Annotated in this window: 9 protein-coding genes; all 9 read left to right on the top strand. The window is 38.6% G+C overall.

All coding sequences use genetic code 11. The features are described 5' to 3' along the window. Positions 1–42: 42 nt before the first annotated feature. The 9 genes from PluTT01m_RS08815 to PluTT01m_RS08775 all read left to right on the top strand — a co-directional run bounded on the left by PluTT01m_RS08815 (position 43) and on the right by PluTT01m_RS08775 (position 11,996). The gene (locus tag PluTT01m_RS08815; protein WP_011144720.1) at positions 43–1,068 is read left to right on the top strand and encodes an IS630-like element ISPlu19 family transposase; all 1,026 of its coding nucleotides are present in this window, start codon (positions 43–45) and stop codon (positions 1,066–1,068) included. A 178-nt stretch (positions 1,069–1,246) separates the two neighbouring features. Then, complete coding sequence (locus tag PluTT01m_RS08810) at positions 1,247–2,809, top strand: contractile injection system tape measure protein (protein WP_011145978.1); 1,563 nt, start codon at positions 1,247–1,249, stop codon at positions 2,807–2,809. 9 nt (positions 2,810–2,818) lie between these two features. After that, positions 2,819–4,885 carry an ATP-binding protein gene (locus PluTT01m_RS08805; protein WP_011145977.1) on the top strand — a complete coding sequence of 689 codons (2,067 nt, stop codon included), beginning with the start codon at positions 2,819–2,821 and terminating at the stop codon, positions 4,883–4,885. Positions 4,886–4,909: 24 nt separating this feature from the next. Then, entirely contained in the window at positions 4,910–5,812 is a 903-nt protein-coding gene (locus tag PluTT01m_RS08800) for a Pvc16 family protein (RefSeq protein ID WP_011145976.1), read from the top strand. An 80-nt stretch (positions 5,813–5,892) separates the two neighbouring features. Beyond that, positions 5,893–6,822 (top strand): hypothetical protein, encoded by a 930-nt coding sequence (locus tag PluTT01m_RS08795; RefSeq protein WP_011145975.1) that lies wholly within the window; start codon positions 5,893–5,895, stop codon positions 6,820–6,822. Between the two features lie 191 nt (positions 6,823–7,013). Beyond that, positions 7,014–7,961, top strand: coding sequence for a hypothetical protein (locus PluTT01m_RS08790; RefSeq protein ID WP_011145974.1), 948 nt, complete (start codon positions 7,014–7,016; stop codon positions 7,959–7,961). A 930-nt stretch (positions 7,962–8,891) separates the two neighbouring features. Further along, a complete protein-coding gene (locus tag PluTT01m_RS08785; RefSeq protein WP_011145973.1) occupies positions 8,892–9,341 on the top strand; it encodes a phage tail protein in 450 nt (149 codons plus the stop codon). A gap of 175 nt (positions 9,342–9,516) precedes the next feature. Beyond that, positions 9,517–10,599, top strand: a complete 1,083-nt coding sequence (locus PluTT01m_RS08780; protein ID WP_011145972.1) for a phage tail sheath family protein — start codon at positions 9,517–9,519, stop codon at positions 10,597–10,599. 11 nt (positions 10,600–10,610) lie between these two features. Further along, a complete protein-coding gene (locus tag PluTT01m_RS08775) occupies positions 10,611–11,996 on the top strand; it encodes a phage tail sheath family protein (protein WP_011145971.1) in 1,386 nt (461 codons plus the stop codon). Positions 11,997–12,034: the final 38 nt, after the last annotated feature.

Here is a 12,034-nt window from a genome sequence, read left to right as displayed (position 1 = left end):
AGATGCTTGATTTTATCCGAAATGGAGATCATTATCCTCGCTATGAAAATATTCATTACCGATGAACAAAAAGCCGAACTTGAACATCTCCATCACACCTGCCGTGATAAGAGGGAGTGTGATCGCATCAAAGCGGTCCTGCTGGCCTCTGAAGGCTGGAGTTCAGTGATGATCGCTCAGGCCCTGCGTCTTCATGAAATGACCGTTAACCGTCATATCAGCGATTACCTTAATCAAGGTAAACTTAAATCTGATAATGGGGGGTCTGATAGTTTGCTTTCTCAAGAACAAACTGATTTTTTAATCAATCACTTATCTCAACATCTTTTCCATCACACCCATGAAATCGTGGCCTATGTTGCTCAGCTCTGGAATATTACCTTTAGCATTCCCGGCATGAATAAATGGCTACACCGTCAGGGTTTTTCTTATAAAAAACCTTGTGGCGTCCCTCATAAATTCGACGCAGAAAAACAGCGACAATTTATTGAATATTATGAGAATCTTAAAGTCACAGCGAAAGACGAACCCATCCTTTTTCTTGATGCTGTTCACCCGACTCAAGGCACCAAACTCGGTTATGGCTGGATGCGAAAAGGCGAGAAAAAAACAGTAAAAACAACAGGAAGCCGGACTCGCCTGAATATATTGGGCGCGCTCAACCTGAATGCCATTGGTCGTACGGTGTTCCAGGAATATCAAACCATCAATGACTACAACATTTGCTGTTTTTTCAATGAAATAAGAAAGTCTTATCCTGACTATCATCAAAAAATTCATCTTATTGTGGATGGGGCGGGTTACAACAAAGCTCATCTTGTTAAGGAGTGGGCTTATGTTAGCAATATTGAGTTACATTACCTTCCTCCCTATAGCCCAAATTTAAACCCAATAGAGCGATTATGGAAGGTCATGAATGAACAGGTTCGAAATAACCGTTATTTTGCGGATAAACATGAATTTCGAGACAACGTCTTCAAATTTTTCACCACAACGCTACCGGATATAGCGGACTCGCTGATGTCTAGAATTAACGACCATTTTCAGGTGCTAAAAACTGCATCTTGAAGTTTCTTGGGTATATATGGTGAAAATAGTGAAAACAATACAAAAGTTCAAGACGGAAATTTAAGAATAAGTGCATTTTATACAAAATATATCATGAAAAAATAGACTCGTTAATCAGAATAGTATTATACATCTATTTATATTAACCACATTTATTAGTTAAAAATGAGATATTAATATGTCTTGGGCACCAAATCTGTTAAACCGGATTACCATTACTATTTCAACTAATAATCAACAGCTAGCTAAAAAAGTATTGCATGGCTCCCTGCTTAATCAAGACAATATACATAAATTACTCAGCTCATACTTTGATGAATATAACATTCATCAGCATATCTCTTTAGAGACATTAACCCTTAATCTTGGTGAAATAAGTTCCTATGAATTTAACTCATTATTCCCTGTTCGTCTCAAGGCTGAGCTGAATAAAGTACTTAACCAATATCAGATAAACAACCATCAGGAAGAAATTCTACTGAATGAACCAATATCTAATAAATTTACCGATAATTCTTCCGCATTCTGCGATAATTATTTAATTGATGCGGAGAGTTTTATTCATTTTTTATATCAACAAGATTCCCAATTAAATACACTGGAGACAATAACCAATCATAAAGAGATTAATATTAATAAACTTATTCACCAATTAGCACAAATAGAGAACAAATGGATATTGCTATTAGCAAAAAGCTGTCTATCTGAACATGGTCTACAACGACTTTTGGCTATCAAACAACCCGCTTTATTCATTGCCATTAATCGCAGATTATCCGAAAAAGTAAACAAACCACAACATCAGGAGGAGCTTGTCTCCTCCACACAACTGATACTCAACGCACTGGAATATCTACAGCGGCATAATATTCAGGAAATACCTAAACCCAATACGAAAATCATTTCACGTATTATCACTGAACTTAATAACGGCGTACTTAATACCGATCCTATTATTAAGCTATTTCGCCAAGCTATGAACCAAAACACGCCATTAAATAGTTGGCTGAAACAACTCTGGCAAACTGTTTCTGTTTCACGGCTTTGCCAAAAACATCTGTCGGTTAAGGAGTACCAATATCTATTGGCATGCTTTATGCCAAACCATATAGATAAAAATACACCCGGCAAAAAATCAGCTACGAATAACATTAATTTTTCAGATGTTCGGCAACATCAACCTCTGGTAAATCAGAAGGTTATTACCGAAGATCAGAAAATACTATCAACATCAAACTCTCCATGCCAAGTCAATAATGCCGGCATATTAATGCTCTGGCCGATGCTACCCGCATTGTTTAATCAACTTGGCCTACTTGAGGGGAAAAAGTTTATCCATCGTCAAGCCCAATACCATGCTGTTAATTTCCTTGACTATCTAATTTGGGGAACCGACGAAACACCGGCAGAACGTAAAAGACTCAATAACATTCTGTGCGGACTTATGATCAATGAAAATACCGAATCAATCTCTGTTGAACCAGAAAAACAATTAACCACCACGCAATGGCTGGATACCATTATTACTCAACTTCCCGGCTGGAAAAAATTAAGCTGCAATGACGTCCGCCAATTGTTCTTACAACGACCGGGTGAATTATTGGTAAACGAGCAAGAAATCAAAATCACCATCCAGCAACAGCCATTTGATGCATTGTTGGCTGACTGGCCGTGGCCATTAAATATCGCCAAACTTCCCTGGTTGGATCGCTCTTTATTAATCGACTGGAAAAATATTTAACAGGTTTATATGAACGCTTTACTTAAAAACAACCATGATATGGCGACAGAATTTCACTGGATTTATCCCCATCTGGAACGTATTGATCTACGATTACAACATTACTATTACCAACATGGAGAAAAATACGATTATTTACCGGAGAGTTTTCTACTTACCGAAGATGAATTAAACCCGCGGCTGGCAAAACCACAAGGCATTCCTCATTGGGTCACCAAACAAGATGATATTATTAATTCCCCTGAAATCGACGAAAACCCCAATGCATTATCACAATTAATTGAACGTTTTGAACTGACTGAATTTGAACGAGATGTTTTATTATTAGGTTTATTACCCCATTTCGATAGCCGTTATCATGCGTTATTTGCGGCTCTGCACGGTAACAGTAGAAAACAGTGGCCTAGCTTTGACTTAGCCATTGAATTATTTAGCCAACGCCAAGGTGATCGGCCATTACGACAAAATAGCTTTCTACCGCAAACACCGTTAATCAGTCATCAACTATTACGGCTTAATAACCACGAAGAATCTATTTGGTTACAAACTCAATTTCTAACTCACAGCGCTGTCTGGCATTTCTTATCAGGCCAACGGGTTATTTTACCGCCGCTGACAACTTGTGCTTATTGGCACTCTTCTGCCTCACATCGTTGGTATCCACAATCCCTTTACCCTTCACTTGAAAAGATATTATTAAATAAAACTGACGAAATACGCCCGCTGGTAATACTCAGAGGAAAACAAGATAGCGCCAGAGAATTAGCGGTAAGCAATATGATGGCTCTTCATGATATCAGTACATTAACTCTAGACTTAGCTCAACTGCCGGAAGAAAATAACTCTAACTTGCTAATAGATGCAGTCCGGGAAGCACGATTACATGATGCCTGTTTATTAATTCGCAATTTTTCTTTGCTCAAAGATGAAAAGAAAATATTACACAGTGAATTTTCCACGTTATTGAACCAAGCAAAATTACGCGTGGTTTGTCTGGCAGAACCACAAGATTCATTAGTGTGGATTAAACACTTACCAATAGTGCAAATTAATATGCCAGCCCTGACTCTGGCAGATAAAAAAGCCATGCTGGAAGCCAATTTATCGGATAATATCGCCCAGAAAATAAATATCACTCAATTATGCCAACGTTTTTCATTTACCGCAGAAACATTACCGCAAATTCTTCAAGAAGCAAATCAATACCAAATACTCCGACAACCGGAAGGTCAATTGGAAGAAACCGATCTGCGTAAAGCATTAAGTTTCCGTGCTCAACAGAATTTCGGTAAATTAGCGCAACGAATAACCCCCAAACGCAGCCTTAATGATTTAGTTATTTCAGACGTATTAACGCAACAATTAAAAGAAATTATTGCCGCCATTCATTACCGTGACCAAATTCTGGCTACCGGCTTTCAGGAAAAAATCGGTTATGGTACCGGCATTAGTGCGCTATTTTATGGCGAATCCGGTACCGGCAAAACCATGGCCGCCGAAGTGATTGCCGGGCATCTTGGCGTTGATCTGATTAAAGTGGATCTCTCTACCGTGGTGAATAAATATATTGGCGAAACGGAAAAAAATATCTCCCGTATTTTCGATCTGGCCGAAGCAGATTCCGGGGTACTGTTTTTCGATGAAGCGGATGCCTTATTTGGCAAGCGTAGTGAAACCAAAGATGCTCAAGACCGACATGCCAATATTGAAGTTTCTTACTTATTACAACGATTGGAAAATTATCCGGGATTAGTGATTTTAGCCACCAATAATCGTAGCCATTTAGACAGCGCCTTTAATCGCCGTTTTACCTTTATTACCCGTTTTGCTTATCCCGACGAAATGTTACGTAAAAAAATGTGGCAAGTCATTTGGCCGGAACAGATTAAATTATCCGATACCATTGATTTTACCCATCTGGCTAAACGCGCTGATTTAACCGGGGCTAATATCAGAAATATTGCGCTATTAGCCTCAATGTTAGCGAAAAATGACCACTGTGACCAAATCGAAAATAAACATATCAATCGAGCCATTACACTCGAATTAAATAAAACTGGCCGATTGGTTTTCTAAACATTTAACAAAATTGGAATAAACATGACAATCCTAATTGCTTCTGACAATGCGATTATTGAAGTAAATAATGCATTAAATACTATTTTATCCCAGCATCTGAATATCAATGGCAATAAGATTGATATCCGTTTTGATCTACCCGAAATTAACTCCATTCAATCGGAACCGACAGTCAGTGTATTTCTTTATGACATCAATGAAGATTTACAATTACGTTCTGCCGAACCAAGACGTTATAACCCGATGACCAGCACATTATTACCGGGATGGGTCAATATCAATTGTCACTATTTAATTACTTATTGGGACGCTAATAAACCATCAAGCGACAGTTCAAGCCCGGATAGCCAACCCAATAATCAAGCTGCACAAGTGATGACTCGTGTTCTAAATGCATTAATTAACAACCGTCAATTAACCGACATTCCCGGTGCTTATACCCGAATTATTCCCCAACAGGAGAATTTAAACAGCTTGGGTAATTTCTGGCAAGCTCTCGGTAATCGCCCTCGCCTCTCTCTAATGTATTCCATTACCGTACCGATGAAACTGCAAAATATTAAAGACAATATTACACCCATTAACCAAATTTCCGCTTCTGTGGAGCAGAAACCCAACCTAAATAATTCACAAATCAATCAAGCTCTGGTAGATAAATTATGTGCCGATTTAGGTGGTACAGAAGATGCTCGTCTTGCTTTGGCTAAAGTCAATCTGGTAACTAAATTTGTCACAGACAATAATGATAGTAATGAAAATAAAAGCATTATTCTGGAGATTTCTGGCATTACCTATTCAACTTATTTACCTAAAATAAGAAATATTATTTCAATATGGGTAAATAGTCAAAAATCCGTTGTTAAGGTAAATGGGATAGATATTACCATCTCAAAAGAGGACTCTAAAGAATTAATAGAAATATAAACCATTTCATTAATAGATTTAATTTCCATATTATTTTATCGAGGAACACCTCTTAATAATAACTTATAGGTGACAATATTATGCCAAAACTAACAGAGCTTTTAAGCCGTTTCGAAAATCCCATTCAGAATCAACCAAATCATATAAGTAAAAAAAATCCCATCTCTAATTCCAAAGTTTTAAATAATAGTGAAGAAAAAACTGCCCCCCTCGAATTAAAACATGATGACAGTAAAATAAAATCACAGGTATCTATACCAAATTTAGTGAAAAAAAATGAAAAACCAGCAGCATCGAATACGCCAAACAATTCACATGAAAAAGTCAAAGCTGAAGATATTTTCAACCGATTTAAAAGTAAATTTGATCCTTATGACAGAGAATTACCTTTCGACATAATGAATAAAATAACCAATAATGAAATAAAATTTTCTTCTGAAAAATCGAAAGATGATTATTTAGCTAAAGTAAAAGACAAGAAATTCACACTGAGACATTATACTGCCGGCACTGGGCAAGAAAAACCTACATTTGATGAGATTAGCTCAAACTTTAATTTGGTAAATAAGGGAATAAAAACATTAAATCGTACTCAAGGAAGTAACACCAATGAAGATGATTGGAACCGTTTAGGAAATACGGCGTTTACTTTCTACTTGCTAGCAATAGATGGAGAAGTATCCAATAGAAAATTCTTATCTAATACAACTCATTTTGCAGAAATTAATATAGAAGATTCAGAAGAACTTAAAGAACTTGGCTTAGATCAAGCTGAATTCTTTGCTTCTCCTGATTTACTTCACGAAAAAAATCTTTCACAAGCCCCTGCGGTAAAAGGAAAACTGTCTGATTTGAAATCATTATTATTAAAACGATCTGGCATAAGTTCAGTTCAATTAGGGCGTTTAGATGCGAAAGCAATTTTAAAAAGCATAGACAATGAATTTGGGAATAGTCTCGAAATCAAAATCCCAGGGAATGTTAAAGTGAACAAATGGAATAAAATTTAAAAGTAAATATATAATCACTAATATTGATATTACATTAATATTTTCATTATCAGAGGTAATAATATGCCGACAAATAAATACAGTAAAAATAAAAGCCCAGAGAAAATCAAACAAATTGCAGGTCTTAATCCGAGTGATCTGGAAAAAAACTATTCCAGTAGATTTATTACAAAAAATTAACAGGTAATAATATGCCAAACAGCAAATATAGTGAAAAAGTTAACCACTCAGCAAATGGAGCGGAAAAATGCTCGATACATTCTAACCAATATAATATAAATAACTGTACATTGGGGTTAGGATTGGATTTAAACAAAAAATTAAGAACAGGGAATGAACGAAATATAGAAGGTGCACAACCTTTTATTCCATTCCCTTCGAAACAAAAACAATATAGTACCAGCCCCATAGCAATGGCTGATATATTAAATGAAAGCGCACTGACTTCACAACCAATTATTACCGATTTAATTAATCCGCAAAAGATAAAAATGTCAGACGGCGTAAAAAATATTTTAAATAACAAAGAAGGAGGCGGAGATCTAGTGTTCAAGGCACTACAGATTAAACCATCGGATGAAACTCTGCCATTCAATGCATTAAAAATTGTCGATACCTATCAAGAAGAAATGCCGAATAAAGACATGTCTATTTCAGCTTATTGGGCCCCACAAGGAGGATATGTTGATATCCCGGCCCAACCCGATATCAGCCGCCATCCACAGTATGTATTTACCCCAAATTTCAGTGGATGTTCATTTGTAGTCGATAAAATGAATGAAGACACTCTCCGGGTTCGGCACGTACAAGGTGGTCAAGAAGATGTTGAATATAATAACCAAAATATTGATCACGGAATGGGTATGATTACGGCAATGGAATTCCGCGATTATGGATATCACGAGGCTGATGACAAAGTTATAGAAAATACCTATGGTTTTGCATTCTTAAAATTTAACCAAGAGAAAAAACAGTGGCAACTTCACTATCAGAAAATAGCCGCAGCCCCTAATATCATAAATATAAAAACTAAATCTAGTTGGTTGCCATTCAGTAAGCCTTCAATTGAAGCCGATACCTTTACCTTCAAAAATATGAAAGTCCCTGGATATAGTAGGAAGAATATCAATAACAATTAATATATACCCAATAGATTTCAAGTTGCAGTGCGGCGGCAAGAGAACGCATCCCCGGGAGCATAGGTAACTATGTGACCGGGGTGAGCGAGTGCAGCCAACAAAGAAGCAACTTGAAAGATGAAGGGTATAGATAACTATGTGACCGGGGTGAGTGAGTGCAGCCAACAAAGAGGCAACTTGAAAGATGACGGATATATCAATAGATTTCTGATTCTATTTCACTATTGCAATACTCAAAATACAACACGGTCATTCCCATAGATTAAATACGTCATTAAATAATCAAAATAATCCACCCCTACCAAATAAACATTTTAATTTATTTTTATGATAATCATTAGTGTGATTACCCTTTCACTTTGCTATTAATTTATCGGTAAAATCATAAATAGAGAAATCAAACCATCCTATTTACCCCACTCAATAAAAAAATAACCCCAATCAATTACCTTGACTTTATCATCCGCAAAACAAAAAAACCTAAAAAAATAAAATACAAATAGTTACCAACAAAATATTTTATAGATGTGAAATATCATTTAACATTAAAATTACATTTCGTCATTTATTCTTCCGCGATAGAAAGCAGTAAAAGATTGTTGATAAATAAAATCATTACAATCTGCTATATCAATTAAAAACCACCATTATTATTAATTGATAATCCGTATAAAAATTCATTATCTATAATCAATTCGTTTTACGGAAAACAATTTAGATAATCGTAAAATAAACTATTTAATATAAACAATAACCTCTATAAATCAGGTTGTTGCGGTAGCTATACCCAATTGTTAAGTAATAAGAGAAGCAAAATAACAGACATTTTTATTATATTTCACATGTATACCCTATGGATTTCAAGAGCGAGTGCAGCCAACAAAGAGGCAACTTGAAAGATGACGGGTATAAACAATAAAGGAAAAAACCATGACTATAACTCCAGAACAAATTGCTGTTGATTATCCTATCCCTGCTTATCGATTTGTTGTCTCGGTTGGTGACGAGAAAATCCCTTTTAACAATGTTTCCGGGCTTGATGTTCACTATGATGTTATCGAATATAAAGATGGCACCGGTAATTACTATAAAATGCCGGGTCAACGTCAATCGATCAATATTACCCTGCGTAAAGGGGTCTTCCCTGGCGACACTAAACTGTTTGACTGGATTAATTCTATTCAACTTAATCAGGTTGAGAAAAAGGATATTGCCATTAGCCTGACCAACGAAACCGGCTCTCAAATTCTAATGACCTGGAATGTGGCAAACGCCTTTCCAACATCATTCACCTCCCCCTCTTTTGATGCCGCCAGCAATGATATCGCTATTCAAGAAATAGCACTGGTCGCGGATCGAGTCACCATTCAAGCACCTTAATAGGTCCACAATAACGAGCTATCTCGATGTTTATATTGCAGAAGATAATTATCTGACGGTATTAATTACCAATATGCCAACCCATGATGACCAACATTATCATGGTTCATCCATCCAACTAAATTCATCATTCCACAGTTTACGTAGAATATCGCATCATAACTCGGAGACAATAATGCCAATAACCCCAACTTATCCCGGCGTTTATATTGAAGAGGACGCCTCACCGTCCCTCTCCATTCGCTCGGGTGCAACGGCAGTGCCTGTTTTTGCCGTCGCAAATAATAATTCATTAATACCAGACAATTCCTATATTCGTATTAGTAACTGGTTAGAATATTTAACACTAAAAGGTAAGCAATTTGATCCCACTAATACACTTGATATCGCACTACGCGCCTATTTTATTAATGGCGGTGGATATGCTTATCTCGTCAAAACCACAAATCTAGAAAGTCAGATCCCAAAGCTTGACGATGTGACACTACTGATCGCCGCCGGAGAAGATATTACGACCGCTGTAGGAACACTTTGCCAATTAGGCAAAGGATTATTCGCTATTTTTGACGGCCCAACAACCCAAATAGCCTCAACACAAGCACCAGATGATGTACTTAAACCTTATCCAGCAACTCAATATGGCGCAGTTTACTATCCCTGGCTGACTGCTGAATGGGGAGAAAATAAAGCCTCCATTGATATTCCACCAAGTGCCGTCATGGCCGGTATTTATGCCAATGTCGATAACAGCCGAGGCGTCTGGCAGGCCCCCGCGAATGTCCCTGTTCAGGGCGGATTACAACCTAAATATCCGATGACCGACGACCTGCAAGGGAGATATAACCAGGGTAAGGCACTGAATATGATCCGTACCTTTCCTAAGAGCGGGACGCTGGTCTGGGGAGCCAGAACCCTTGAGGACAGCGATAACTGGCGTTATATCCCGGTTCGCCGCCTGTTTAACAGTGCAGAACGAGACATTAAAAACGCCATGAGTTTCGCGGTATTTGAGCCTAATAGCCAACCCACTTGGGAAGCGGTGCGCCGGGCGATTGATAACTATCTCCATGCCCTCTGGCAACAAGGCGGATTGATGGGTAACAAAGCTGAACAGGCTTATTTTGTGCAAATCGGTAAAGACGTCACCATGACTGATGACGATATCAAGCAAGGCAAAATGATCGTCAAAATCGGCATGGCGGCAGTGCGTCCGGCCGAATTTATTATCTTGCAGTTCACCCAGAATACCGCTCAATAATTGGAGGCATCATGCCAACAACACCGACCTATCCCGGCGTTTATATTGAAGAAGATGCATCATTATCGCTCTCTATCAGCCACGGGAACACCGCAATACCTGTTTTTATTGGCCGCTTCCAGCCTAAAAAAGCCAGCGCAACTCTAAAAGCGATACGTGTGAGTAGCTGGCTGGATTTTACCAATCTGTTTAATGTCGGTTGTATTACGTCAATCGCCATCACATCGACTAAACCAACGCCAACGCCACCGCCTCCCCCTTCTCCTTCCGGGAAAGTTGCAGGCGATACAGCCACTGCCGATATTGCTCTTGACGCCGACGATACAAACACAGATTACACTTACGCTATAAATACAGTTACCTCTACAACCAGCAGTGATGCGCTAAAACTTTATTTCCAAAATGGCGGCGGACCTTGTTATATCCTGTCCATTGCCGATTCGGGAAATAGTGAAACTACGGCATTACTCCCTGAATTAATTGAACAAGCTTTGGAGATCACCCTAATCGTCTGCCCTGAACAGGATTCTTCTTACCAGCTCGCGATATACAACAGCCTGCCCCCCGCATTATTGAATGCCGGCTATTTCCTGATCGCTGACAGCCAGGGTAAAACAACTAAACCTACAGTTAATGTGCCATCACAAACTGCGACTTATTATCCTGCGGTTAAAATCTCACAACTTATGCAAACGGAAGATAGCCTGATCGCAGTTTCAGGTTATGAAGATGCAGCATCAAACGAAGTCAAAAATCTGGCACAACTCAAACAGAAAAACTCAACTGTCTACCAACAAGCTGTCCAAGCAATACAGGGCAAAATGAAATCCAGCAGCAACACTATTCCCGCCAGTGCTGTCATGGCGGGGGTCTACTGCGCCACGGATGCCAGCCGTGGTGTCTGGAAAGCCCCGGCGAATGTCGTGCTAAGCGGAATTAGTGATGTCACTGAACGACTTAATGACGATGAACAAGGTGCCATGAACCTGTTAGGTATTAATGCTATTCGCTATTTCAACGGGCGTGGCTTTGTCGTGTGGGGCGCTCGTACGCTGCAAGATGATGACAACTGGCGCTATATTCCGGTTCGACGTCTCTTTAACAGCGCAGAGCGGGATATTAAGCAAGCTATGCGCACCGCCGTTTTTGAACCCAATAGCCAGCCTACTTGGGAACGGGTGAAGTCAGCCATTGACAACTATCTCTATTCCTTATGGCAGCAAGGGGCATTAGCGGGAAATAAACCGCAGGAAGCCTATTTTGTCCAGATTGGTAAAGGCATCACCATGTCCGACGACGACATTAAACAAGGGAAAATGATTGTCAAAGTGGGCATGGCCGCAGTACGTCCGGCTGAATTTATTATCCTTCAGTTTTCACAAAATGTAGCACAGTAACCGTGCTGAGACGCGGTTGAACGCCGCGTCTATTAAGT

The sequence above is a fragment of the Photorhabdus laumondii subsp. laumondii genome (assembly GCF_003343245.1).
Taxonomy (GTDB): Bacteria; Pseudomonadota; Gammaproteobacteria; order Enterobacterales; family Enterobacteriaceae; genus Photorhabdus; species Photorhabdus laumondii.
Note: the sequence above shows the minus strand (reverse complement) of the source record. Positions and strands in the feature narration are given on the sequence as shown.

Bases quoted from the DNA above. Each gene is read 5' to 3' on its own strand.
- PluTT01m_RS08815 (WP_011144720.1), top strand. From the start codon at position 43: ATGAAAATATTCATTACCGATGAACAAAAAGCCGAACTTGAACATCTC.
- PluTT01m_RS08810 (WP_011145978.1), top strand. From the start codon at position 1,247: ATGTCTTGGGCACCAAATCTGTTAAACCGGATTACCATTACTATTTCA.
- PluTT01m_RS08805 (WP_011145977.1), top strand. From the start codon at position 2,819: ATGAACGCTTTACTTAAAAACAACCATGATATGGCGACAGAATTTCAC.
- PluTT01m_RS08800 (WP_011145976.1), top strand. From the start codon at position 4,910: ATGACAATCCTAATTGCTTCTGACAATGCGATTATTGAAGTAAATAAT.
- PluTT01m_RS08795 (WP_011145975.1), top strand. From the start codon at position 5,893: ATGCCAAAACTAACAGAGCTTTTAAGCCGTTTCGAAAATCCCATTCAG.
- PluTT01m_RS08790 (WP_011145974.1), top strand. From the start codon at position 7,014: ATGCCAAACAGCAAATATAGTGAAAAAGTTAACCACTCAGCAAATGGA.
- PluTT01m_RS08785 (WP_011145973.1), top strand. From the start codon at position 8,892: ATGACTATAACTCCAGAACAAATTGCTGTTGATTATCCTATCCCTGCT.
- PluTT01m_RS08780 (WP_011145972.1), top strand. From the start codon at position 9,517: ATGCCAATAACCCCAACTTATCCCGGCGTTTATATTGAAGAGGACGCC.
- PluTT01m_RS08775 (WP_011145971.1), top strand. From the start codon at position 10,611: ATGCCAACAACACCGACCTATCCCGGCGTTTATATTGAAGAAGATGCA.